Origin of the sequence: Helicobacter ibis, assembly GCF_027859255.1 — a bacterium.
GTDB classification, from domain to species: domain Bacteria; phylum Campylobacterota; class Campylobacteria; order Campylobacterales; family Helicobacteraceae; genus Helicobacter_D; species Helicobacter_D ibis.
The window spans coordinates 63,220-87,919 of sequence record NZ_JAQHXR010000004.1; the positions used below are offsets into that span (position 1 = coordinate 63,220).

Annotated in this window: 28 protein-coding genes and 1 tRNA gene; 13 read left to right on the top strand and 16 right to left on the bottom strand. The window is 32.1% G+C overall.

Going from position 1 to position 24,700, the window contains the following annotated elements; all coding sequences use genetic code 11:
• Nucleotides 1-3 precede the first annotated feature (3 nt).
• The 5 genes from PF021_RS06995 to PF021_RS07015 are packed head-to-tail and all read right to left on the bottom strand — an operon-like array spanning nt 4 to nt 4,426.
• Nucleotides 4-822: a universal stress protein gene (locus tag PF021_RS06995; protein ID WP_271021772.1), complete on the bottom strand. Its 819-nt coding sequence runs from the start codon at nt 820-822 to the stop codon at nt 4-6.
• 56 nt (nt 823-878) lie between these two features.
• Entirely contained in the window at nt 879-2,039 is a 1,161-nt protein-coding gene (locus PF021_RS07000; protein WP_271021774.1) for an aspartate aminotransferase family protein, read from the bottom strand.
• Between the two features lie 20 nt (nt 2,040-2,059).
• Nucleotides 2,060-2,689 (bottom strand): protein-L-isoaspartate(D-aspartate) O-methyltransferase, encoded by a 630-nt coding sequence (locus PF021_RS07005; protein WP_271021775.1) that lies wholly within the window; start codon nt 2,687-2,689, stop codon nt 2,060-2,062.
• Nucleotides 2,689-3,411 (bottom strand): carbon-nitrogen hydrolase family protein, encoded by a 723-nt coding sequence (locus tag PF021_RS07010; protein WP_271021776.1) that lies wholly within the window; start codon nt 3,409-3,411, stop codon nt 2,689-2,691. Before PF021_RS07010 ends, PF021_RS07005 begins: the two co-directional genes overlap by 1 nt.
• Nucleotides 3,401-4,426 carry a ribonucleotide-diphosphate reductase subunit beta gene (locus tag PF021_RS07015; RefSeq protein ID WP_271021777.1) on the bottom strand — a complete coding sequence of 342 codons (1,026 nt, stop codon included), beginning with the start codon at nt 4,424-4,426 and terminating at the stop codon, nt 3,401-3,403. Before PF021_RS07015 ends, PF021_RS07010 begins: the two co-directional genes overlap by 11 nt.
• A gap of 80 nt (nt 4,427-4,506) precedes the next feature.
• On the opposite strand from PF021_RS07015, the gene PF021_RS07020 reads away from it, so the two are divergent.
• From PF021_RS07020 to PF021_RS07030, 3 genes are read left to right on the top strand one after another with little or no spacing between them, the layout of a single operon-like run.
• Entirely contained in the window at nt 4,507-6,627 is a 2,121-nt protein-coding gene (locus PF021_RS07020) for a heavy metal translocating P-type ATPase (RefSeq protein ID WP_271021778.1), read from the top strand.
• A complete protein-coding gene (gene flgA, locus PF021_RS07025) occupies nt 6,624-7,511 on the top strand; it encodes a flagellar basal body P-ring formation chaperone FlgA (protein ID WP_271021779.1) in 888 nt (295 codons plus the stop codon). The genes PF021_RS07020 and flgA overlap by 4 nt, the downstream gene beginning before the upstream one ends.
• Entirely contained in the window at nt 7,508-8,050 is a 543-nt protein-coding gene (locus tag PF021_RS07030) for a UbiX family flavin prenyltransferase (RefSeq protein ID WP_271021780.1), read from the top strand. The genes flgA and PF021_RS07030 overlap by 4 nt, the downstream gene beginning before the upstream one ends.
• On the opposite strand, the gene tpx is transcribed toward PF021_RS07030, so the two are convergent.
• From tpx to rpsO, 3 genes are read right to left on the bottom strand one after another with little or no spacing between them, the layout of a single operon-like run.
• Nucleotides 8,047-8,556 carry a thiol peroxidase gene (gene tpx, locus PF021_RS07035; RefSeq protein ID WP_271021781.1) on the bottom strand — a complete coding sequence of 170 codons (510 nt, stop codon included), beginning with the start codon at nt 8,554-8,556 and terminating at the stop codon, nt 8,047-8,049. The genes PF021_RS07030 and tpx overlap by 4 nt on opposite strands.
• 42 nt (nt 8,557-8,598) lie before the next feature.
• The gene (locus PF021_RS07040) at nt 8,599-9,801 is read right to left on the bottom strand and encodes a glycosyltransferase family 2 protein (RefSeq protein WP_271021782.1); all 1,203 of its coding nucleotides are present in this window, start codon (nt 9,799-9,801) and stop codon (nt 8,599-8,601) included.
• Nucleotides 9,802-9,817: 16 nt separating this feature from the next.
• Nucleotides 9,818-10,093 (bottom strand): 30S ribosomal protein S15, encoded by a 276-nt coding sequence (gene rpsO, locus PF021_RS07045; RefSeq protein WP_271021783.1) that lies wholly within the window; start codon nt 10,091-10,093, stop codon nt 9,818-9,820.
• Between the two features lie 144 nt (nt 10,094-10,237).
• Here rpsO and flhA point away from each other — a divergent pair, with 144 nt between their 5' ends.
• Genes flhA through PF021_RS07070 form a run of 5 tightly spaced genes read left to right on the top strand, consistent with a single transcriptional unit; the run spans nt 10,238 to nt 15,566 of the window.
• The gene (gene flhA / locus PF021_RS07050) at nt 10,238-12,505 is read left to right on the top strand and encodes a flagellar biosynthesis protein FlhA (protein WP_271021784.1); all 2,268 of its coding nucleotides are present in this window, start codon (nt 10,238-10,240) and stop codon (nt 12,503-12,505) included.
• 9 nt (nt 12,506-12,514) lie between these two features.
• A complete protein-coding gene (locus PF021_RS07055; RefSeq protein ID WP_271021785.1) occupies nt 12,515-13,576 on the top strand; it encodes a DHH family phosphoesterase in 1,062 nt (353 codons plus the stop codon).
• Nucleotides 13,569-13,802, top strand: a complete 234-nt coding sequence (locus PF021_RS07060) for a hypothetical protein (protein ID WP_271021786.1) — start codon at nt 13,569-13,571, stop codon at nt 13,800-13,802. The genes PF021_RS07055 and PF021_RS07060 overlap by 8 nt, the downstream gene beginning before the upstream one ends.
• Nucleotides 13,799-14,467 (top strand): phosphoribosylglycinamide formyltransferase, encoded by a 669-nt coding sequence (gene purN / locus PF021_RS07065; protein WP_271021787.1) that lies wholly within the window; start codon nt 13,799-13,801, stop codon nt 14,465-14,467. The genes PF021_RS07060 and purN overlap by 4 nt, the downstream gene beginning before the upstream one ends.
• Nucleotides 14,457-15,566, top strand: coding sequence for a glycosyltransferase family 4 protein (locus PF021_RS07070; RefSeq protein ID WP_271021788.1), 1,110 nt, complete (start codon nt 14,457-14,459; stop codon nt 15,564-15,566). The genes purN and PF021_RS07070 overlap by 11 nt, the downstream gene beginning before the upstream one ends.
• Here the strand turns inward: PF021_RS07070 and PF021_RS07075 are convergent.
• The 5 genes from PF021_RS07075 to PF021_RS07095 all read right to left on the bottom strand — a co-directional run bounded on the left by PF021_RS07075 (nt 15,555) and on the right by PF021_RS07095 (nt 18,104).
• A complete protein-coding gene (locus PF021_RS07075; protein WP_271021789.1) occupies nt 15,555-16,661 on the bottom strand; it encodes a glycosyltransferase family protein in 1,107 nt (368 codons plus the stop codon). The two genes, PF021_RS07070 and PF021_RS07075, sit on opposite strands and share 12 nt — an antisense overlap.
• Nucleotides 16,658-17,110 (bottom strand): hypothetical protein, encoded by a 453-nt coding sequence (locus PF021_RS07080; RefSeq protein WP_271021790.1) that lies wholly within the window; start codon nt 17,108-17,110, stop codon nt 16,658-16,660. Before PF021_RS07080 ends, PF021_RS07075 begins: the two co-directional genes overlap by 4 nt.
• Nucleotides 17,049-17,642, bottom strand: a complete 594-nt coding sequence (locus PF021_RS07085; protein ID WP_271021791.1) for a glycosyltransferase family A protein — start codon at nt 17,640-17,642, stop codon at nt 17,049-17,051. Before PF021_RS07085 ends, PF021_RS07080 begins: the two co-directional genes overlap by 62 nt.
• Before the next feature lie 18 nt (nt 17,643-17,660).
• Nucleotides 17,661-17,744 (bottom strand) — tRNA-Leu (locus PF021_RS07090).
• 33 nt (nt 17,745-17,777) lie between these two features.
• Entirely contained in the window at nt 17,778-18,104 is a 327-nt protein-coding gene (locus PF021_RS07095) for a F0F1 ATP synthase subunit C (RefSeq protein WP_271021792.1), read from the bottom strand.
• Between the two features lie 175 nt (nt 18,105-18,279).
• Between PF021_RS07095 and PF021_RS07100 the strand changes: the two genes are divergently transcribed.
• From PF021_RS07100 to PF021_RS07120, 5 genes are read left to right on the top strand one after another with little or no spacing between them, the layout of a single operon-like run.
• Nucleotides 18,280-19,329: a glycosyltransferase family 8 protein gene (locus PF021_RS07100; protein WP_271021793.1), complete on the top strand. Its 1,050-nt coding sequence runs from the start codon at nt 18,280-18,282 to the stop codon at nt 19,327-19,329.
• Entirely contained in the window at nt 19,326-20,204 is an 879-nt protein-coding gene (gene rfbA, locus PF021_RS07105) for a glucose-1-phosphate thymidylyltransferase RfbA (protein ID WP_271021794.1), read from the top strand. The genes PF021_RS07100 and rfbA overlap by 4 nt, the downstream gene beginning before the upstream one ends.
• On the top strand, nt 20,201-21,208 hold the full coding sequence (gene rfbB / locus PF021_RS07110; protein ID WP_271021795.1) for a dTDP-glucose 4,6-dehydratase: 1,008 nt from the start codon (nt 20,201-20,203) through the stop codon (nt 21,206-21,208). Before rfbA ends, rfbB begins: the two co-directional genes overlap by 4 nt.
• Nucleotides 21,198-21,605 (top strand): sugar 3,4-ketoisomerase, encoded by a 408-nt coding sequence (locus tag PF021_RS07115; RefSeq protein ID WP_271021796.1) that lies wholly within the window; start codon nt 21,198-21,200, stop codon nt 21,603-21,605. The genes rfbB and PF021_RS07115 overlap by 11 nt, the downstream gene beginning before the upstream one ends.
• Nucleotides 21,602-22,585 (top strand): glycosyltransferase family 2 protein, encoded by a 984-nt coding sequence (locus PF021_RS07120; RefSeq protein WP_271021797.1) that lies wholly within the window; start codon nt 21,602-21,604, stop codon nt 22,583-22,585. The genes PF021_RS07115 and PF021_RS07120 overlap by 4 nt, the downstream gene beginning before the upstream one ends.
• Here the strand turns inward: PF021_RS07120 and PF021_RS07125 are convergent, their stop codons facing one another.
• The 3 genes from PF021_RS07125 to PF021_RS07135 all read right to left on the bottom strand — a co-directional run bounded on the left by PF021_RS07125 (nt 22,586) and on the right by PF021_RS07135 (nt 24,629).
• Nucleotides 22,586-23,206 carry a TylF/MycF/NovP-related O-methyltransferase gene (locus tag PF021_RS07125; protein ID WP_271021798.1) on the bottom strand — a complete coding sequence of 207 codons (621 nt, stop codon included), beginning with the start codon at nt 23,204-23,206 and terminating at the stop codon, nt 22,586-22,588.
• A 221-nt stretch (nt 23,207-23,427) separates the two neighbouring features.
• The gene (locus PF021_RS07130; protein ID WP_271021799.1) at nt 23,428-23,568 is read right to left on the bottom strand and encodes a hypothetical protein; all 141 of its coding nucleotides are present in this window, start codon (nt 23,566-23,568) and stop codon (nt 23,428-23,430) included.
• A gap of 56 nt (nt 23,569-23,624) precedes the next feature.
• Nucleotides 23,625-24,629 (bottom strand): glycosyltransferase family 2 protein, encoded by a 1,005-nt coding sequence (locus PF021_RS07135; RefSeq protein ID WP_271021800.1) that lies wholly within the window; start codon nt 24,627-24,629, stop codon nt 23,625-23,627.
• Nucleotides 24,630-24,700 lie beyond the last annotated feature (71 nt).

Sequence of the window (24,700 nt, forward strand, 5' to 3'; positions counted from 1 at the left end):
TATTTATACTTTCCAAATAAGAACATCACTTTGAGAATTCTCTAAAACATCAATTGCAAAAAAGCTAACTTTACCACTTGTAGGTAGTGCTATTAATGATGCATTCTTGCTTTCTGCAACACTTAGCAGTCTAGTATAAGACAAAATCCCACTATCTAGCACAACTTCATTTTTATCTTTAAAGTTTTTTAAAAATTTTCTTGATTGTTCTTTTGCCTTTTGTTCTGATTTTTGATTATATTTTTCTATCTCATCATCATTAGCACCATAATGTCCAAGTCTCATTTCAAATGGTCTATTGATCATGTGATAAAAAATTATTTTTGCATTTGGGAAAATCTTTTTTGTTGTTTTTGCGACTTTTATAGACAAATCTGAAAAGTCAGTTGGTGAAAAAATATTTACATAATCAGATAGAGATTCATTTTTTGCTACTAGTATTGGTGTGTTTGATTTTTTTATGATTTGTTTTGTTGTTGAGCCAAGTAGTATTTCTGATATGTTGTGATTTTCTCCTGTTGCACCTATACATAAAAGTCTGCATCCTCTCTCATCAGCATGTTCGCAAAGATTCTTAATAGATCCTACATAGCAAAATTGCTGTATTTCAACTTCTGGGTTTGGAAATTTATCTTCAATAAATTTTGCTAGAGCATTTTTACCGGCTTTTTTATCTTTTTTTGGATCGTGGAATATAGAGTATTCTACTATATGCACGACATCTAAAGTATATTGTAATTTTTTTGCTAAATAGATTGCTTTAGTTAATGCAACCAAACTTTTGTCTGAAAAGTCCGTAGCCACCACGATTCTGTCTTTCATATAACCCCCCCATTATAAATATCATTTCATTTTATAATAAAAAAATAAAATGTAATTTAAATTATGGATTTTTTTAATCTTTTAAAACCTTCGTTTATTTCATCTTTTGATATTGTAAGAGGAGGAAGGAATCTTGCGGTATTTTTGCCACTTTTTAAGATTAGCACCCTATTTTTATGAGCTTTGTGTATTAGTGTCTTTAGGGTATTTTCATCTTTCATTCTAAGGCCCAGCATAAGCCCGATTCCTACTTTTTGTGTAAAAATATCGCAATATTCTTTTTGGAATTTTTCTAGCTTTTTGTTGAAGTATTTTATTGTTTTATCTAGTTTGTGATTTTCTTTTAGATTGCTTAGTATATCAAGTGTTGTTAGTGCAGCGCTTGTTGATAGGAAGTTGCCACCAAATGTGCTTCCATGATCTCCAAATGAGAAAATATCTTTTAGTGTGCTTAATGTAGCACCTATTGGCACACCACCACCTAAGCCTTTTGCGGTGGTTATTATATCTGGTGTTATATCATATAATGTTGAGGCAAACAATTCTCCACTTCTATAAATTCCACTTTGCACTTCATCTAGTATTAGTAATATATTTTTCTTTTTTAGATATTTTGCTATGGATTGCACTTTGTGTTTATCTAGTGGAGAGATTCCACCTTCACCTTGTATTAGCTCTAGCATTACTGCACATGTTTTATCAGTTATTTTATTTCTTATATCATCTAAGTCTTTTGCATAGACAAATCCATCTGGAAATGGATTAAAAAATTTGTGCATTTTTTCTTGTGCTGTTGCTTTTAGTGTTGTAATCGTGCGTCCGTGAAACGACGAATCAAGTGTGATTATTTCATATCTATTAGATGAATTCCCAAATTTTCTAGCAATTTTAATAGCACATTCATTAGCTTCAGCACCAGAGTTTGAGAAAAAAACCCTCATATCATATCCGCTTAGTTTGACTAACTTTTTTGCCAGTTTTGCTTGTGGTTCTATTGCGTATAGATTAGAAGTATGAATTAGATTCTTGCTTTGAATCTCAATTGTTTTGGATAATTTTTTGTTCCCATGTCCTACACTGCATACACCTATGCCTGAAGTAAAGTCAATATAATCTAAGCCACTTTTGTCAAATAAAGTAGCATTTTTACCTCTAACAAAATAGGTATAATTTCTAGCATAAGTATGCATTACATATTTTAAGTCCATGTTTTCCATAATATCCCCCCTAAATTAAATTATTCTAAACCATTTTTTACTGGGACAAAAGCACAAGATTCAAGCTCTTCTTTATTTTCTAAGCACCCATTTTTCTTAGTCCATCTTGTGATTATTTGTTTGTTGTTTGTTTGTATTGGTGCAACTAGGATTCCACCTTCATTTAGTTGGCTTATTATTGCATTTGGTATTTCCATAGGAGAGGCAGAAAATAATATCCTATCAAATGGTGCATAAGCACTCCAGCCATTTTGTCCATCATCTAGCTTTGTGTGTATATTGCTTATATTGCACAGCTTTATTCTTTCTCTTGCTTCTAGCAGTAGTTTATCAATTCTTTCTATGCTAAATACTCTTCTTATTATTTTGCTTAAAATTGCAGCTTGGTATCCACTGCCACAGCCTATCTCTAGCACACTATCAGCACCATTGCATTTTAAATATTCAGTCATTTTAGCAACCGTTAGAGGAGAGCTTATCCATTGATCTGCTGCCATAGGTAATGCATCTAGGCTATATGCCATGTAAGAAAATCCACTAGGTACAAAAATTTCTCTATTTACACTTAAAATAGCATTTTCAACTTCTTTGCTTATGGAGAATCTTCTGTGTATTTCTTTTACCATATTGGCTGTCTTTACAGATTGCATTATAATCCTATGTCAATGAATTTTCTTGCTTTTGCTACTTCATTGAAGTTTGCTTTTAGATTTATTATTTCTTTTGTGTCATCTCTAGTTTCATATCCAAGTGGAGTTATGATTCCACTTCCTTTTGCCATGCTATCATTTGCACCATTACTTGCTATTACGAAGCTTTGCGTTGTGATTGCTAGTGCTTTTGTTAGGGTCTCAAAGTTGTCTTTTCTTTCTTTGCTCCATTGGGCAGGGACAAGTATCAAATCGCAACCCTTTAATCTCTCCCAAAGTTCTATAAATCTAAGTTCAAAACAATTTATAGCACCACATTTTAAGCCATCTATGTTAAATGGTGTAATTTCTTCTATGTCGCCTGCTTTAAAGTGCAAATGTTCATTGCCTAGTGGAAATAATTTATTTTTGCTCTGCTTGTGCAATAGTTCTTTGTTATGAAATACCTTTAGATTGTTGTAAAAGCCATCTTTATATTTTTCTATCATTGTAGTTACTATTGTTTTTTCTTGTGATAGATCAAGTAATGCTTGTGTTGCAACTTTAGCAAACTCTGATGCTTCTTCCATTTTTTGATAGGCAAAATTAGTCAAACATACTTCAGGCAAGAGTATAATTGAATCTAAATCGCAGTTTATTATTAGCTCTCTTATGTGGTTTAGATTGTCCTCAAAATTTTGCTTTGTTTTTGCTTGTAATGCGTATAGTTGCTTAGAAATCATCAAAATTTATACTCCCCTTTGCATAGTTTGTAACATTGCCTTCAAAGAAATTGGTCTTTTGGTCATTAAATGAGCTAAAAGATTCCACCCATTTTATAGGGTGTTTTGCGTTGTATATTGGTGACATTCCTATTTTTTTTAGTCTATCATCTGCAAGATAGCATATATATTCTTCTATTATCTCGCTAGTTAGCCCCAAAATCTTGCCTTGAGTTATATAAATTCCCCATGCAGTTTCTATTTTCACCGCTTCTTTGAACATTTCTATAACTTCTTCTTCTAGTGATTTTGTGAAAAGATGAGGCATTTCTTTTTTTAGAGATTTGATCATATTTTGGAATAATAATAAGTGTGTTACTTCATCTCTTTGTATGAATCTTATCATTTGAGCACTTCCTAGCATTTTACCACTTCGTGCAAGAGTGTAGAAGTATGCAAAACCAGAATAAAAATAAATGCCTTCTAAAATTTGATTTGCAAACATAGCCTTTAGCAATGCTTCTTCTGTCGGATTTTTGGCAAGCTCTTCATAAACATTTGCAATATAATCATTTTTACTTCTTAGGTGCATATCTGTTCGCCACATTTCATAGATTTCATCTGTGTTAGCAGAAATTGATTCAACCATTACTGCATAGCTTTGTGAATGCAATGCCTCTTCAAATGCTTGACGCACTAGAATTAGATTTATCTCTGGGCTTGTTACATATGGATTTACATTATCAATTAGATTATTAGTTTGAAGAGAATCCATAAATATAAGTTGCGCTAAAGCCCTATCATAGCCTATTTTTTCCTCTGGTGTTAGTCCATCTGTATAGTCTCTTTTATCTTGCGTCATATTGACTTCTTCTGGGAACCATGAGTTTGCAAGCATTACTTTCCATAGGTTATACGCCCATTGATATTTTATTTTATTAAGCTCAAAAATACTTGTTGGATTTCCGCCAAAAATTTTTCTGTCATTTACGCCTTCAGTGGAGTTTGGATTATATATTTTCTTTCTATTTATCATTAAAAACCCTTAAGAAATTAAAAAGCAAGTATAAAGCATTATTTCATAAAAAATACTGAAAAATAACTTTGGAGATTTATATGGAAGTAGCTAGATTAAGTATCGGTGGAATGCATTGTTCAGCGTGTTCTTCTACTATTGAAAAAAATCTTTTAAAGTTAGAATCTATAAAAAATGTAAAAATAAATGTAGTAAGTGGAAAAGCAAAAATATCTCATGAAAATTCTATTAATACACAAGAAATAATCAATCTTATAAATTCTTATGGATTTAGTGCTTTAGTGGATAATTCAAAAGAATTAGAAATAAAATACATTAATGATTTAAAGAAGAGATTCTTCGTTGCTGTGCCTTGTTTTTTGGTTATTTTTATTTTGCATATGAGTGGTTGGCATAGTTCAATGTCTGCATTTTTGCAATTATTATTTGCTTCATTTGTGCAATTTTATTGTGCATATCCATTTTATAAAGCATCTTTAAGTGTATTTAAAACGAAAAGTGCTGATATGAATGTGCTTATTGCACTTGGGACTTCTGTTGCTTATTTTTATTCTTTATACTTATTTTTCTATGATTTTGGCGATGGATATTATTTTGAGGGTTCAAGCTCGATTATTTGTTTTGTTCTATTTGGAGAATATATAAAGTCAAAAGCAAAAAAAAATGCAAATGATGAACTAGGACTTCTAACGCAAATTCTGCCACAAAAGGCAAGAATCTTAAAGGATAATAATCAAACTTTTATTGATATAAGTGATATTAAAAAAGGCGATAAATGTCTTGTAATAGGTGGCGAGAAAATTCCACTTGATGGCGTTATTCTTAGCGGTGAAGCAGAAGTTAGTAGCACTCATATAAATGGTGAGGAAATGCCAAGGAATCTAAAGGTAGGAGATTTGGTTGTTGCAGGCAGTGTCGTATATCATGGAGAAATAATGGTTGAATCTACAAAAGATTCTAGTGAGTTTTTTGTTTATGAAATGTTAGATCTCTTGGAATTATCGCATGTAAAAAAGCCAAAAATAGGAATCCTGGTTGATAAAATTGCATCTATTTTTGTTCCTTTGGTTTTGTTAATTAGTGTGGTAGCTTTTATGTTTTGGGTTAGTATTGGATATTCTCCTATTTTTGCATTATCAATTGCAGCTTGTATTTTGGTTGTATCTTGTCCTTGCGCATTGGGTCTTGCTGTTCCATTAGCTATAGTATGTGCGTCAATTAGAGCTAAGAGAGATGATATTTTGATAAAAACACCAGAAATATATGAAAAGACAAAAGATATAAAATATATAGCATTTGATAAAACAGGCACTCTAACTAGGGGTGAAATAATGGTAAAGGACTTTTTTATACTTGAATCTTCTTGTGATCAATTAGAGATTCTAAAGATTGCAAAAGCAATGCAAGAAAATAATCCGCACCCAATAGCTAAGGCTATTTTAAACTTTACAAATAACTATGAATCTTGCACACTTGATAAGAAAGAATATTTTGTAGCAAAAGGCATTAAAGCTAGCGTTAGAGGCGAAGAATATTATTTTGGTGCGTTAGATTGGGTTTGTTCTCAAGTTAATTGCGAGTTTAGCGGCGCTAGGAATAATGCAGTTGCATTTGGTAATAGCTCCAAGATTATTGCCGTATTTTATCTAAGTGATAGCATTAGAGATGAGGCTTATGATGTTGTAAAGTGGCTAAAGAGAGAGAATATCACGCCAGTTATTCTAAGTGGGGATAATGAAGAATCAGTTAGAAATGTCGCAAAAGAGTTGAAAATAGACGAATTCTACTTTAATCTTACTCCTGCTAAAAAGGTAGAAAAAATAATAGAGTTAAATAAAAGCGGAGGAGTGTGCTTTGTAGGTGATGGGATAAATGATGCACTGGCGTTAAAGGAAGCAAGTTTTGGAATATCCTTTGTAGGTGCGACTGAATTAGCAAAAGAAGTTGGAGATGTATTGCTTTTAAAGAATAGTCTTAAAGGCATTGTATCTGTGTTTAAAATCTCAAAGCAAACACTAAAAAACATACAACAAAATTTATTTTTTGCCTACATATATAATATTGTGTTAATCCCTGTTGCGTTTGGGATTCTTTATCCATTTGGAATCTTGCTTACGCCAACTTTAGCAGGAATGGCTATGGCATTTAGTTCCATTAGTGTAGTTAGCAATGCACTTAGAATCTTAAGGTTTAATTTATGAGAATCTTTATTTTTTTGGCTTTGTTTATTAATTATGTCTTTGGGCTTGATTATGTCGTCTTAGAAGAGGAATATGGATTTAGGGATAATAAAGTGTATTCTAGTCATCTATTTAAGGATATAGAAAAAGACTTTATGCTATTTGAGATACCAAAGAATTCACATATATTTCGAGTAAAAAGCTCACAACTTATAAATAAATTTGAAGAAGAGGGGATTCAAGCTGGTGCTAAGGGTCCTATTGTTGTCTTTAAAAAAGAGAGTAGTGGTGATATTGAAGGGATTAAGAGATATATAGCTTCTTTATTCTTGCAAGAATATAGACAAAATAATATACAAATAAAAGAAATCATACTAGAGCAGATGACGCCTTTCGACTTTGAGGGAGATTGGATTAAAGAAATTGACTTTGGCAAAAGATTATTAAAGAGAAATGAGGGGACATTTGATGTGCTAATGCAAGAGGGAGATGAGAGAAGAAAGAAAATATTCTTTAAGTATTATGTTGATGCGACTTTAGATGTTGTGCAGACTGTTTCTCCAATTAGCGGTGGTGAGACGATATCATACAATAATGCAAAAATAGTAACAATACCATTTGAAAAAGTTTCAAGCTCACTTATGCAATCTTCACAATTAGGAAATATCGCTGCTAGATCTTATACTCCAAGTGATGTGATAGTTACAGAAGATAGGCTTGTGCCAAAGATTGTAGTAAGAAAGGGAGATAAAGTAATAGTAGCCATAAGGGAGAATGGTGTTTTATTAGAGTTTTTATTAGAAGCACAAAAAAATGCGGCAATAGGAGATGTAATAAAAGCCAAGATTGATAAAAAAACATATCAAATAAGAATCATAAGCGAGGGTAGGGGTGAGCTTATATGAGGCGTATTGTAGTTGGCATTAGTGGTGCTAGTGCTATTTATTTGGGTTTTAGGTTTTTAAATATTTTGCCTAATGAGATTGAAAAGTATCTTGTCATATCAAATGGTGCAAGGCTTGTGTTACAGAGTGAGGATATAAAGGTTGATTTTAGCGGTGTAGAAAATTTAACGATTTTTGATGATACAGCTTTAGAATCTTGTATTTCTAGTGGGTCTTTTAGATGTGATTGTATGGCTATTATCCCTTGTTCTAGTAATACTTTAGCAAAGATTGCATGTGGGATTAGTGATACTTTAATTACTAGAGTTGCACATGTGATGATAAAGGAAAGTAGAAAATTGCTTCTTGCTCCTAGAGAAATGCCATTTAGTGCTATTATGCTAGAGAATATGTTAAAGCTCTCACGGCTTGGAGTTGTGATTTCTCCTCCGCTTTTTGGTAGTTATAGTGGGAGAACATTAGATGATATTGAGAATCTAATTTTGGGTAAATGGTGCGATAGTTTGGGGATAGACTATGATTATAAGCGTTGGAGTTAGCAGTTATATGTTTTTGCTAAGAAATCTTCTATTTTATTAAAATCAAGCTTATCATTTATGTCATTTGCAAAGTCTTTATAAACAAGGATCCCTTTATCAATTACAAATAATGCCCTGCTTAGAAGTCCTTCCAAGATTCCATTACCTATTAGAGTGCCATATTTATAGCCAAAACTTTTATTTGCATAATCACTAGCAAAGGTTAGGTTGCTAATCCCAGAAATTGCACAAAATCTATTTGCCGCAAATGGTAAATCCATACTAACTATAATTGTATGAAACCCCTCTTTGGAGGCTAGTTTTTGGTTTATTTCTTTTGTTTGTTTAGAGCATACAGAAGTATCAAGGCTAGGTAGAGACATTATTATTTGGGATTCTGTTTCTTTTGCTATTTCTACATATGACAGATTCCTGCTTCTTAGCAATACCTTTGGTGCTTTTATATCTAGTGTTGGTTCATCTCCTAGTAGTTGCAAGATTTGATCTTTAAAAGATACAATACGCATATAGCCTCCATAAAGTTTTTTAAAATTTTACAATATTCATTTCTAATTAGACTTAAAGATTCTGCTAGGGTGGCGGTATATCTCCCTAGCTTTAGAGTATAGAAAAATTAGTCTTGGATATTTAATTAGTTTTTCTTCTTTTAGTTTATTTATTAGATTTAGTATATCTTTGTTTTTATAAAGTAAAATGTAGTGCAGTATGTATGTTGTGAATAATTTTTTGTATGCTTTTTTATCTTGTAAATTTATTTGTTTGTAGAATCTATATATGTGTAATGCTGCAATTACTTTAGAATATGATAGAAAATATTCTCCCAAGTCTTTGTAATTTGTAAAATGTCCTCTTAGTGGTTCTAAGATTCTTGGCATTTTCTGTGGCATTGTTTTAGTGTAGTGCATTGTTGAATTTTCTCTTATTGTGTAGATATAACCTATAAAGTTTTTATATAAAAATCCCCTGCATAAAGCATATAATATCGTCCCAAAATCTAAGTCTTCACAATAGATTCCTAACTGATGTCGCAAGTTGTATCTATTTAGTATATTTGTATTTATAATCCCTTGCCAACAAAATGAAGAAATATATTTTTTGTGATTTTTTAGCATTTCTAGTCCATTATCGTATGATAGAGATTCATATCTGCATAAAGAATCGCAAGTTATATCGTTTGTGTTTGTGTTATTATCATTTGTTATACTGTGGCTAACAAGCTCTAAGTGTTTGTTATTTTGTGTTTCTCTAACACATCTTTCTATACTATCTAGTGGCAGATAATCATCAGAATCTACAAATCTAATCCACGAATCTTCTGGTAGCTTTTGTGTTAGCAGTGTGCTTATATCTTCTAGGTTTGTTTTTATGTGATTGTTGTTTGTTGTGAAGTGTTTTAGTATTGTTTCTTTGTCTATTATTTTGGATTCTTCGTTGAATGAGTTTTGTGTATATGATGTAACTTTAGTTGTATTACCAAATATACACTCTCTAAGCTCACTACCATGAATAAATTCTAGTCCCATATTTTTTGCGCTACTTTGCAGTGCATTTGGTTTTTGGATTATTAGAATCCTATTATCATTTTGTGCGTATTGTAGTGCTATATTTAGGCTATTATCAGTGCTTCCATCATCAACTAAGATTATGTCAAGATTCTTATATGTTTGATTTATTATTGATTGCAGACATCTAGCTAGGTAGAATTCTACGTTATGTATTGGTATTATTATTGAGACTAGCGGGTTTTCCATTTTGCAAAGATAGAGATTATCCTCTATCTTTTAGTCCTAATTTATCAATTAGTGTTGCATATCTTTTAAAATCACTCTTTTTAAGATAGCTAAGAAGTCTCTTTCTGTGAGAAACCATTTTTCTTAATCCTAAACGACTTGAGTGATCTTTTTTGTTGATTTTTAAGTGATCTGTTAGAGTTTTTATCCTATCGCTTAGTAGTGCTACTTGCACTTCTGTCGAACCTGTATCCTTTGGATTTCTAGCAAAAGCAGAAGTAATTTCTTTCTTTTTCGCCGAATCTTGAGCCATTTTAGACCTCCTGATTGGTAATTTAAAATAAAGGCGAGATTCTAGCATAAAATTGTAAAAAATTGCTAAAACTTAGTGGATTTATTGATTTTATGGGCTAAAGTAGATTAGAATATCAGATTATTTTTGTCTTTAGGAGATAAGTTGGCTAAAAGTAGCGGTGCGAAGAGTTCATTATTAGGAAAGATAGCTCCATTTTTTGGATTTCTAACTGGTTCAAAAGATTTAACGGTTGTCTTTTTTATCGTTGCTATTTTAGCAATCATTATCGTGCCTCTACCTAGTGCATTATTAGACTTTTTCTTGGCTATATCAATTGCACTCTCCGCACTTATTATCTTAATTGCACTTTATGTAAAAAAGCCTACCGATTTTTCAGCATTTCCGACATTACTTTTGATTGTTACGCTATTTAGGCTTTCTTTAAATATCGCTACTACAAGAATGATTTTGAGTAATGGACACATGGGACCAGAGGCTGTTAGTGATATTATTACTGCATTTGGGCAGTTTGTTGTCGGTGGAAATTATGTAATAGGTGTTATTTTATTTATTATTTTGGTAATTATTAATTTCATGGTTGTTACTAATGGTTCTACGCGTGTATCTGAAGTAAAGGCAAGATTCACACTAGATGCTATGCCCGGGAAGCAAATGGCTATTGATGCGGACTTAAATACCGGACTTATAGGACAAGAAGAAGCAAAGGCAAGAAGGGATGAACTAGCAGCTGAAGCGGATTTTTATGGTTCTATGGATGGTGCTAATAAGTTTGTAAAAGGTGATGCAGTAGCTGGTATTATAATTACGCTTATTAATATAATCGGCGGATTTTTAATTGGCGTATTTCAAAAAGATATGTCTGTTGCAGATTCTGCTTCTACTTTTACTATCCTTACTATTGGTGATGGGCTTGTATCTCAACTTCCTGCACTTATTGTATCTACTGCTACGGGTATTATTGTTACACGATTTAGTAAAGAGGGAGAAAACTTCGCTGCAGGAATTATAGACCAGCTAGTTAATGAATCTAAGACTTTGTTAATTGTTGGTTGTGTTCTGCTTATGTTTGCGTTAGTGCCGGGACTTCCTACTTTATCGCTTGGGTTTGTTGGATTGTTATTTCTATCATTATCCTTGCTTTTAAACAAGCAAAAAGATGGCGAGGTATGGAAGTTTGTAGAATCCATGTTCCAAAAACTAAAAAAACCAAAACAAGATGAAGAATTAGACCCACAAGCAGCACTAAATGCAGCAAAGCAAAGACAAGAAAAAGCCACACAACAAGCACAACAAGTCGCCTCCCAACCACCACAGCCACAAGAGAGTGAAGAAGCAAGGCGAAAGAGAGAGGAAGCAGAGCTTGATAAGGCATTAAAAGTTACTATTCTTAGAGTATCGCTTGGTTATCAGCTAATTAAATTTGCAGATCCAGCACAAGGTGGAGAGCTTGTAAATAAAATAAGGCAGATTCGTAAAGCAGTTGCAACAGAACTTGGTGTTTTAGTCCCTATGGTACATTTGAGGGATAATTTGAATTTAGAACCAGATGAGTATCAAATATTCTTAAAAGATGTAGAAATTGGAAAAGGCAAAATAATGCCTGATAAATTCTTAGCAATACCGGGTGGCTTTGTTGGTGAGCCACCAGATGGGATTCCTACAAAAGAGCCTGTATTTGGTATGGACGCATATTGGATAGATCCAGATAAAAAAGAAGATGCAATTATAGAAGGATATACTACTATTGATTGTGCAACGGTGATTTCGACGCATATTCAAGAGGTAATCAAACAATATGCAGAGGAGCTATTAACAAGACAAGAAGTATCAAATCTAGTATCAAAACTAGGAGAAGATTATCCTATATTAGCAGAAGAAATGAAAGGCGTCGGCGTAGGTATCATTCAACATGTATTAAAAGAGTTGTTGCATGAGCAGATTCCTATTAGAGATATGCTAAGCATTTCAGAAGCAATAGCAAATGGAGCTCCTGCTTATAAGGCTGATTTGCCATCTTTGGTGGAGTATGTTAGGGCTTCTTTAAAGAGAGTTATTACTTATAACTTCAAAAGTGATGATGGTGCGTTAAAGTATTTTGTGCTTTCACCAGCTTTGGAGCAGTTTTTATTAGAGAGATTACCAGACCAGAGTAAAATTGGTCAAAGATTGCGCCTAAGTCCTACTGAATCTCAAAGCCTATTTGATGCTATTGTGGCTTCATATAATAAGAGTGTATCAGTTGGTGCTTCACCTATGATAATAGGTGCTGTGCCTATGATATTAAGAAAACCACTAGCTACTTTTGTAGATCAGTATGGAATCTCTAGGAAAGTAGTTGCGCTATCAGTTGCAGAGATAGATCATCAAAGCAAATATGAGATTTTAGGAATGGTAGATTTTATAGTTTAAAGGTAGATAATGCACATTCACCACCTTTCGCACATTGATTTAGACGGGTATGGTTGTCAGCTTGTAAGTAGTGAGATTTATAAAAATATTGCAACTAAGATGTTTTTTTATAATGCTAATTATGGCAAAGAAGTAATGGCAAGAATCGAACATATAATAAAGAATATAAAACAAAACAAAGAAAATAAGGCACATATAATAATTAGTGATTTAAATCTAACTCTAAGTGAATGTCAGAGTTTAAAAGATGAGATTTTTGAGCTAAATTTAAATGGATATAGCGTTAGTTTCGAACTACTAGATCATCACAAAAGTGGTGCAGAGTGTGCAGCAAAATATGAATGGTATGTGCTAGATACTACAAGATGTGCTACAAAAATAGTCTATGATACGCTAAGTGCCAGGTATGAAGTGTTAGATTTGACTAAAAGTTGGCTATCTCCTATGGTGGATATGATAAATAGTGTTGATTTGTGGTGTGAGAATAGCTATGCCTTTGAGTTTGGCAAGGTGGCTATGCGTATAATTGCTGAATGTAGAGAGTTTAGTAGATTTATGTTTGATGATGATGATAGGGGCTATAAGCTTCATTTATTAAAAGAATCTTCAAAGATTCTTGGACTAAATAATAATTATATAGAGCTTGATAATAGTATTTTGGGGATTAAAAAGAGATATTTAGGTGGTGAGTTAAATAGTGATAGTATTGATAATTTAATATCAAATTTTCAAAATAAGCTATTAAGCAAAAGAGCAGAATCTTCTCTTGTGTATTGTGATGGATATAGAGGGTTTTTGAGTTATGGGCTAGGAAGTATTTCTGTTGTGGCTAATTTGTTTTTAAAAACGAATTGTGATTTTGACTTTTTTATTGATGTTAATACTAGAGGAAATGTGAGCTTGAGAGCAAATAATAAATGCGATGTAAGTGCCATAGCTTCTAAATACTTTGGAGGTGGAGGACATTTTAATGCTAGTGGTGGTAAGATAGAGGGTTTTAAGGAGAGTTTTTTATATGATGATATAAAGGTTATGATAGAAGAAATTTTCAAAGGAGACAAATATGAGTAAAGATAGAATAAAAGAACTAGAAGAAGAAGTAGAAGAACTCTCAATACAGCTTAGTGATATGCTATGTGTAGCACTACTCTTAGCAGGAGTAGATGAAGACAAAATAGAAAAAGCACTAGATTTGTATGTCGAAGAATTAGATGATGAAAGTGTAGAGTATGGTGTAAAGGAAATTTTGGCAAATATAGAGAATCTAAAGACAAAGCACGGAGAATTATTTAAGTGAAAAAAAATATAGCAATACTCTTTAGCGGTAATGGCAGTAACTTAGAGCGATTAATAAGGCAATTACATAATAAAACATTTATCCCTACAAATGAGATTCCAATACATGAATCATTTTTTATCTCTGGGCTTAAGAGGGGGTTTAGAGAAGCTAGAGATAATGAAGATGGAAATAAATTTAGTATAAATGTAGCTCTAGCACTAAGCAATAAAAAAAATGCCTATGGTGTGGTTAGAGCACAAAATCAAGGGATTAAAACAATAGTGTGTGAAAGCAAGGGCAAGGATAGGGAGAGCTTTGATATGGAGCTTGTAAATATCCTAAAAGAGCATGATATTGAGCTTTGTGTTTTAGCTGGGTTTATGAGGATTCTTACTCCTAACTTTACAAATAATTTTAAAGCTATAAATATCCACCCTTCATTGCTCCCATTATATAAAGGTGCAAATGGTATAGAAGATAGCTTTAACTCTCCTATGGTGCTAGGGGGTGTTAGTGTGCATTATGTAACTAGTGAGCTTGATAGTGGAGAGATAATAGCTCAAGGGGTGATACCAAAGTATGAATCTTTAGAAATTTATGAAGAGAGGATTCACGCTTTGGAGCATTTTTTATATCCATTTGCACTATTAGAGGCTGTATATAGGGATATATATGGCATATAGGATACTGCACACAGAGTGGAGTGATGGCTATGGTGGTCAAGAGATGAGAATCATAGCTGAAATGCAAGAAATGAGAAAAAGAGGACATTATGTAGCACTTGCTACTAGGGATTCTTGTATGATATTGCAAAAGGCTAGAGAACTTGGCTTTGATACTTATGTTGTGCCATTTTCTGGGAAGTTTGATTTAAGAAGTATTTTGCAGCTTAAAAAAATAACACAAGAAAATAATTTTCAAATCATCAATACTCATAGTGGGATAGATACTTGGGTAGGTGGTCTAGCCTCTCTTATAAGTAATGCAAAATTCATACGCACAAGACATCTATCAAATAAGATAAATAGCTCTAGGCTAAACTTCATAAACGAACTTGCTGATTTTATAATGACAACTGGTGAGAGTGTAAAAGAAGCAATGATTAAAGATAACAGAATTAAAAGTGATAAAATCCTATCTGTGCCAACAGGCATAGATGAGGAAAGATTCGCACCTATGCGATATGATAAGCAAAAATCAAGAAAAAAATACAATATACCGCAAGAAAAAATAGTTGTCGGTTTTTTAGGGATTTTGAGACGATTTAAGAGGTTTGATAACTTTGTCTCTCTTGCAAGAGAGATTCATAAAAGTTATCCAAATGTATATTTTGCTATCGGTGGTGGAGGAGTTGGCAAAGAATACTTAGATAAGCTTGTATGTGGCTATATAAATGAAAATGGAGAGAAAATAGAATCTGCTGAAAGTTATGTTGGAAGAATTGGATTTATTGATAATCCAGCAGAGTTTTTAGAGGCTATTGATATTTTTGTTCTTACTTCAGATAGTGGAGAGGGAGTATCTCAAGCACTAATGCAAGCACTATTTATGGAAAAGATTTGCATTGCCGCTGATATTGGGAGCTTGAAGGATTTGTATTGTGATAATAACTTTATCCTTACAAATGATGCGACATTAGAATCTTTTATAAAAGCTCTAATAGATGTGCTAAAAAAAAGGGTAGATATAAAAATAAATAGAGAGTTTATGGTGGATAATTTCTCTCTTTCTTCAATGGGGAATAAAATAGAAGGGATATACAAAAGACTTTTAGAGTGTTAGCAAAAAGTTGTAAATATCTTTTGCTATATTTTTGTAATCTAGCTTTGCTTGTGCTAGTTTTAGTAAGTTTTGTTTTTTTTCTATTAGTTTATTTTTGTCTGTTTTGATTATCGATTCTATTGTGCTTGTTATATGTGTTTTGTCAAATTTTGTAAAAAATGCACTATTTTCATCAAATAATCTTATATATTCTGGCAAATCATTTATTAGAGGGATTACACCATTACTTGCATATTCCATTACCTTTATTGGAGAGGCTACGCTATATAGCGGTGTGTTTGGGATTATGCCTAAGCCTATATCATAGTTTGGGATTATATTAAATATCTCATTAAATGGAACAGAATCCCTTAGTCTTATTTTATTATTTTGCTTGGTTATTTCTTTTATTTTATCCATTTCAGAATTTTCACTAGAGCTAAAAATATCTAATACAAAATCACTATTTACTTCATTTATAGCGTCTATTATCTCTAACATTTGTCTATTTTTATCTATTGAGCCTATGTAGAGTAGTTTGAGTGGGGTATTTATTTGGCTTATATTTTTCTTTATTAATTCTAAATTGCACAAACTAAAGTCAATGCCATTTGGTATGTAGGAAGTTGGAATTGTAAGATGGCTATAAAACATGTCTTTAAAATGAGGAGTGCTGCCCATGTATGCTAGGCATTTTTCTAGGATTTTTGTATGCAGATAGTATTTTATTTTATACTCTATGCTTTTTCTAAGAATAGCTTTTTTATCTCTTTTTGCTTCATAGATTCTACGATAGTCATGTGGGAAAGTCTCCCAAAACACTATTTTTTGACTAAATGGTAGAATCTGCTTTGCTATTGAATAAAAGTTTCTAACAATTATAAAATCAAAGTCATTTAGATTGTAATTAAGTCTAAGGAGTGTTTTTACGAAATTTCTATGCTTTGTAGAATATGGAAATATAAGCTTGTTATCAACGCTTATTGCAACTTTTGAATCTTTTGTAAAATACACCATATAGCACTCACAATATTCTAAAATATGGTGTTCAAAGATCCCCTTTAGAGCTGTTTCGTGTTCATTTATTTGCTTGTCTGTGATACATAGGATTCTCATAGCCTTTCTTTTATATTTGGAAATTTATCTAGCAGATATAATTTCACTATTTTACCAAATGAAAAGTATTTTCTGTATTTTAGAATTTCTTTTTTTGTGTATATATCAAAATACCCAGTATATAGGATATATTTAAATAATCGTCTTGCATGGTATCTTATTTTTCTTTTTAGGAATTTTTTCCAAAATTTTGATTCTTGATTTATTAATAGTTTTTCATATTCTTGTATTATTGTGTAGAATGATTTTACTTCTAGTTGTGCTTTTTGCATGGTTATATTTGATCTAGTTAGGGAATCTTTTGACTTTACTATTGTATATACTGCTATGTTGTTTATGTATAGTTTTGTTGTTTTTAACATTATGCTTGTGTGATATAGGTTGTCCTCATGTAGTATGTTTGTTTCTATGAAGTTTATATTTGGTAGAGAATAAAAAGTCTGCATCATAGCAATACATGCAAGGAGAGTGCCATTCATTTCTTAAATGAAACGCTATTTGCTGTGGCGATATTAGATTTGTGTTTATTATCTCTTTGTTAAAGAAGTAATTTTCTTGCAGTTCTTTATTTGTGTAGTCATAATTTGCATAATATACGCTATTGCTTAAAATGCATTGTATATTTTTATTTTCTTCTATTATGTTTTTATAATGTTCTAGTGCGAAATTTTCTAATAAATCATCAGAATCTAGGAAGCATACATATATATCTTTAGCCTTTGTTTTTTCGTATTCTTCTTGTGCTATTTTTAGTGCTTTGTTCCTAGCTATACTTACTCCACTATTTTTATGTTTATGCAAGATTATCCTGTTATATTGGGTATATTCTTGTGCTATATCATAGCTATTATCTGTGCTCCCATCATCTATTAAAATAGCTTTGTAATTTTTATATGTTTGATTCTTTAGTGAGTCTAGCGTGTTTTTTAGAGTATTTTGTGAGTTGTATATTGGGATTATTATTATAAATTGTATCAACATATACACCATGTTAGTTTGTGGTGCGCTGAGCGAGACTTGAACTCGCACGGGTCGCCCCGCCACCCCCTCAAGATGGTGTGTCTACCATTCCACCACCAGCGCAATAGATTCTGCAAAAGCAGAATCTAAATATTGTTAAAGTCCTAGCACTGCTAAGAAAGGATTTGCATAAAGTAGGATTAAAGCTACAACAAGTGTATAGATAACTTGTGCTTCAATCATTGCTAAAGCAATAAACATAGTTGTCATTAGCTTACCGCCAACGCCAGGATTTCTAGCCATACCAGAAATAGTAGCAGCAGAAGTATTACCCATACCAATAGCACCACCTAATGCAGCAATACCTAATCCAATACCAGCAGCAATTGCAGAATATGCAAGTAGTATTTCTCCATTGCTTCCACCTTCAGCAGCAAATGCAAAACCTGCTAATGCCATAAATACGAAAAGTAACTTTTTCATTATTTGTCCTTTGTTTAAGATTCAAAGCCTGTTCGGATTCATTCCCCTACTTATCGCTTTGGAAGTGTGATTATTATAAAACTTGCATAAAGATTCAATAAAATGTGCTAAATTTACTATTAAAGATAAATTTATTACAATTTTTAATTGTATTTAGATTGTTTTGGAGTGTTTTATGTATCACATTGTTCTTAATTCTGATGAATCATATATGAAATATGCTGCTGTTTTAATCTCTAGCATAGCTAAAAATAGCCCACATGATAATGGATATATGATACACATTCTTACAAATGAAATTTCAAAAGAAATAAGCGATAAAATGGAGCTTCTAACTAATAGCCTTAGTAAATATTGCAAAATTAGCATAAAGTTACATCATATGGGTGATAAGGACTTTCAAGGCTCACCTTTATGGGGAGAGAATCAAAACTATCTAGCTTATTATAGGTTAAAGTTAGCACAAGTTATACCAGCAGATATTGATAGATGCTTGTATTTAGATGTTGATATGCTTGTAGTTGGCGATATTAGTTGTTTGTTTGAAGTAGATTTAGGCGAGGCAATAGCTGGTGTTGTGCTAGACTTTTATAGACCACAGAATAAAAGACCACTAGCTCTTAAAAGACAAAAGCTATCTTATGTCACTTTAGATACAAACATTTATTTTAACTCTGGTTTATTACTTGTGAATTTGAAGCAATGGCGAGAGCATAAAGTAGAAGAAACATGTATAGAGTTTCTAAGTAATTATGAATCTATGTTTCCAGATCAAGATGCACTAAATGTAGTTATAAAGGATAAGACGAAGATCTTATCGCCAAAGTTTAATTATTATTTGCTACTTCCTTCTAATAAGCTAGTATTTAGAGGTAAGAACAATGCTAACATAAATGAAGAAGAAAGTGTTTATAATGAGGCACTAAAAGATATTAGAATTGTTCATTTTATAGGACATTTGAAGCCTTGGGATTCATTTGTAGAACCATTTTACAATTATGGTCATTTGGTAGCTACTCCATATATTAGGCAGTGGTGGAGTATAGCACTAAGATGTGAAGCCTTTAGAGATGAGCTTTTAGACATTTATGAAAATAGAGAGCAAGAAAAGCTAGACATTCTAGCACGAGATATATATCTAAAAATGAAAAAACTAGAATACAAAATAAACTCTACACGCCACCCAATAAGAACGCTAATTAAAAAATTAAAAGGAGAATTATGAAAGGCATAATTTTAGCAGGTGGTAGTGGCACACGGCTATATCCTACAACACTCACCATATCAAAGCAACTCCTACCAATATATGATAAGCCTATGATTTATTATCCATTTTCCGTGCTTATGTTAGCACACATTAGAGATGTGCTAATAATCTCAACTCCAAGTGATATAGATAGATTTAGAGAGCTTTTTGGCAGTGGGGATTGGCTTGGTATGAATATAGAATACAAGATTCAAAGCTCTCCAGATGGACTAGCACAAGGGCTTATCTTAGCAGAAGAATTTGTCAAAAACGATGATATGGCATTAATTTTAGGGGATAATATTTTCTATGGGCAGGGTTTATCTCCAATGCTAAAAGAAGCAAAAGAAAATGCAAAAAATAACTACGCAACTATATTTTCATATAGGGTAAATGATCCGCATAGATTCGGAGTAGTGGAGTTTGATGAGAGTGAGAACATACTAAGCATAGAAGAAAAGCCACAAGAGCCAAAGAGTAACTTTGCGGCTACTGGACTTTACTTTTATGATAATTCAGCCATTGATATTGCAAAGAGCATAAAGCCAAGCACTAGAGGTGAGCTAGAAATCACTGATGTAAATTCTGTATATCTAAGCAATAAAAGGCTAAAGACACAGATTCTAAGGCGTGGGTTTGCATGGCTTGATACTGGGACACATGATAGTCTGCTTGAGGCTGGAAGTTTTGTGCAGACAATAGAAGTAAGACAGGGTTATAAAGTAGCGTGTTTGGAGGAAATAGCATACAATAATGGCTGGATAGACAAGGAAACTCTGCTTAAAAGAGCGGAATTTTTGGCAAAGAGTGGGTATGGTGAGTATCTAAAAAAAGTATCAGAAGGCTTTCGATGAATATTTTAATCACTGGTGGAGCGGGGTTTATAGGGAGTAATTTTATAAATTACTTTGCTAAAAAGTATAGAAATTATCATATTTTTAACTTAGATTCTTTGACATATGCTGGGAGTTTGGAGAATCTAAGAGAAGTTGAAAGCGAAGAAAATTACACTTTTATAAAGGGTGATATTTGTGATTTTGACTTTGTTAGAGAAGTGTTTTTGGAGCATAAAATAGATTCTGTCATACACTTTGCTGCTGAATCTCATGTTGATAATTCTATTAAAAATCCAAGTGTATTTATAAATACTAATGTAAATGGCACTTTTAATCTATTGCATAATGCTTATAATGCTTGGTTTGTTGAGCCATTTGTGTGTAAGGATTCTGCAAGACATGTATTTTTTCACATTAGCACAGATGAGGTATATGGCTCACTAGAGATTAATGATGAGCCATTTACTGAATCTACCTCCTATGCACCAAACTCTCCTTATTCAGCTTCTAAGGCATCTAGCGATATGCTTGTTAGGTCTTATTTTCATACTTATGGTTTATGTGGATTTATAACTAATTGTTCCAATAATTATGGGATAAAGCAACATGATGAAAAGCTAATCCCAACAATAATAAGAAACGCATTATTAAACAAAGACATACCAATATATGGAGATGGGAAAAATATAAGGGATTGGTTATATGTAGATGATCATGCAAGGGCAATTGATTTGGTATTTCATAGTGATTATTTTGGAGAGAGTTTTAATGTTGGTGGGAATTGTGAGATTCAAAATATAAATATCGCAGAGTATATCTGTAAGGCACTAGATAAGCTATACCCAAAAGAAGAATCCTATACAAAGCAAATAAGATTTGTAAAAGATAGAGCAGGGCATGATAGAAGATATGCAATAAATGCCTCTAAGATACAAAACAAGCTAGGTTTTATACCGCAAGAATCCTTTGAGAGTGGGATTATGAAAACTATACAATGGTATGCAAAGAAATATGGATTTTAGAAATTATAAATTATTAAATTTTAGCGTTATGGGTGATTTGCGTGGAAATCTTGTGAGTTTGGAAGAAAATAAAAACATACCATTTTGTATAAAGAGAGTGTATTATATATACAATACTAGCGATAAAGAGAGAGGATTTCATGCACATACAAGATTGGAACAAGTAGCAGTTGTGTTAAGTGGTGAGTGCGAGTTTGTGCTCGATAGTGGAAAGAGTAGGGAAGTTATAAAGCTAGATACTCCTAGTGTTGGGCTATATATTGGCATTGGAATATGGAGAGAGATGAGGAATTTTAGCTCTAATTGTGTGCTAATGGTTTTAGCTAGTGAGTATTATGATGAGAATGAGTATATTAGAGATTATGATGAGTTTTTAAAATTTAAGGGGATAAAATGAAAAAAGCACCAAAATTATCATTACTAGCACCTAGTTTCAATCATCAAAACTATGTGAAGTATTTCTTAGATTCTGTATTAAATCAAACTTGTGAAGATTTTGAGCTAATTATTGTTGATGACTGCTCTTCTGATTCAAACATACAAATAATAGAAAGCTATAAAGATAAGAGAATAAAGCTAATCAAACATAAGCATAACTTAGGAATGAATGCTGCACTTAATAGTGCGTTTGAAAAAAGCACTGGAGAATACTTAATGTTTTGTGCTAGTGATGATATTCTAGCTCCAAATGCCATTGAGACAATGATAAATGCTCACAATAATAGCAAAGCAGTTACAATTTATACCAAGCTTATCCCAATAGATATTAATAACAATGTAGTTCATAGTCATATGAATGGATATTTAAATATGCAAAAAAGAAGCACAGAAGAGTTCTTGCGACATACATTTTTAGTGTCAAATCTCTTTGTATCACCCGGAATGTGTGTTAAGAGAGAATATTTTGAGAGAATTTATCCATTGCCACTATCATTGTGTAACTACCAAGATTATAAAATGCACATAGATTTACTTAAGTTTGGTGAAATTGATGTGTTAGAAGAAAGAGTTGTGTATTATAGGTTACCAAGTGCTGTATCTGGTGCTAGTGCTCCAAGTGCTAAGACTGGAATGAGAGAATATTTAGAGACGCATTATTTTTTGGATTCTTATATTGCATATGATGATTTAGAGCTTTTATCTAGGACATTTGCAAATGAGATAGAATTTACAGGGATAAAGCCATTTAAAGATACCTTGGAGTTTTTTTGGGGTTGCATGGCATTATGCTCGCCTCATGATATAAGGAAGACTTGGGGTTATCATAAGATTATGAATTTTTATAATACAAAAGAAGGTGCAACTTTACTTTATAAAAGATATAAATTTACATTTGCACATCTTTTGAATCTTGTTAATTTTTTTATCAAACAATAACTATTTTGCGATAATCACAGAGCCAAATAGATCCGCAATAGGAATTATAGTTACATTGTGTTTTTTGGAGAATTCATCTATGGCTTCTTTAGTGCCACTAAATACCTTGTTATGATAGTCGTGTGCCATTATGTATCCACCTTGACTTAATCTAGGGTAGAATATTTCTAATGCGTCTTTCATTGGCTTATATAAATCCATATCTAAGCTAACAAATGCAAATTTCTCATCATCTAGGTCAAATGTCCCTGGAAAGTAACCTTGTTTTATTATGCAGTTTTCTTTATATGGCATAGATTCTAATACTGCATTAGCGTTTGTATTTTTGAATCCTTTATTAAAGAAATCAGTAGATCCAAACTCGCATTTTATATCACTTGGACTAAAGCCCTCAAATGTATCAAACAAATAAAATTGTCTATCTTTGAAGAATCTATTTATAATCCTTGCGAACTCTCCTTTAAATACACCACATTCAGCGATCGCACCATTTACATTTTTGCTCAGTATTTGTTGTGAGAGTAGATATAGTGTTTGGATTCTTATAAAGTCAAATCCTTCTTGTGTGTTTTCATGCCACATTGTTACGGCTTGGAAGTTTTTTGCTTTCCATTTTGGCATTATTTTTTGCGTTAGATCTAAGTTGAGATACCTTTTTACAAATTCATTTGGTAATTTTAGTGCTTCTTGTATTTTTGGATTATTTTCTCTTTCAAATATATAACCGCATATTATAGATTCATTAATACCTGCTCTTAGTAGTTCTTCTTTTACAGATTCAAAGTTTCCACTTGCTATTAAAATATAATCAAATTCTATATCTTTTAATTTTGAGATATTTATTAAGGGTTTATTATTAAATTGCCCCCCCCCCCCCTTGTTAGCTCATAAGAGTTTATAAAGGCTATAATTTCACAACTATCATCTATTAGTTCCATAGCATATTTATAAGCAGAACCAATGCCACATACTACAAGTTTCATAATTTGTCCTTTGTTTAAAACTAAAAAGCCCTAATTATACCCTTTTTGTCATAACTTTAAGCTATCTTTATAATATCTTTAAATATTTCGCTAGTAGAGTAAAATCCTTTTAGTTTGTTATAGTGTTCAGCATAGACTTTTTGCATTATTGGAATTCTATAATGTGGATTATCCACTGCTTTATATGCTATTGTTTTTAGTCTGTCTTGTATTGTTAAATAGTGTCGAAATGAAGTTGCTAGGGGAAGTATGAATTGTCTATTACTAAATTCCCAAAATTGATACCACAAATGTGCCAATCTATAATGCAATAAATCTTCATTAATACTACTAAACACACCATTTCCATGCATATTATATACAGAATCTACATCAGTAGAATGATATGAAAAGCCATGTATTAAATGTACAAAATTCCTAAAGCTATCCCCACCATATATATCATCTTCTAGTGCATTATCAAAAATGTGCATATAATTATTTAGACAATTTCTAAATATAGAACTACTAGTATGTCCCATAGTAGGATGTGACATTGGAGATTTTATTAATTCTAAGTCTTGTTGTGTGAGTGTTTTGTTTTGTATTACTTTATCTCTCTCATCAGCTGTTAGTAGCGAGAGAAACATACAAGAATGATCAATTGGATAATCAATGTATATATAATCTTCATTTGGCTTTTTAACTAGAGTTTTGCCTTGATAGCTCGTGTAGTTTTTGTTAGATTCTAAGAAATTTAGTGCTTTTTCTATCTTATCATCTCTAAGCCAGTAGTCATCACTATCAAGTGTACAAAAATACTCGCTATCTATTTGCTTGTATAGTGCTATTGCATTTTTACATACTTTTAGATTCTTCTTTTGTTTTATTAGCTTTATTTTGTCTTTGTGCTTTTTTCTGTATTTTTCTATTACTTTTATACTATTATCTGTTGAGGCATCATCGCTTATTATTATCTTGTATGGATAGTTTGTTTTTTGATTTAGGATTGAATCTAGAGTTCTTGTGATTGTTTGTTCGCCATTGTAGTTTGGTATGAGTATGCTTAATGAAGGCTTCACTATCTTGCCCCCCCCCCCCTATTTGTAAAATAAAATTGAAACTATACTTAAGCATTTATTAAATATATTTT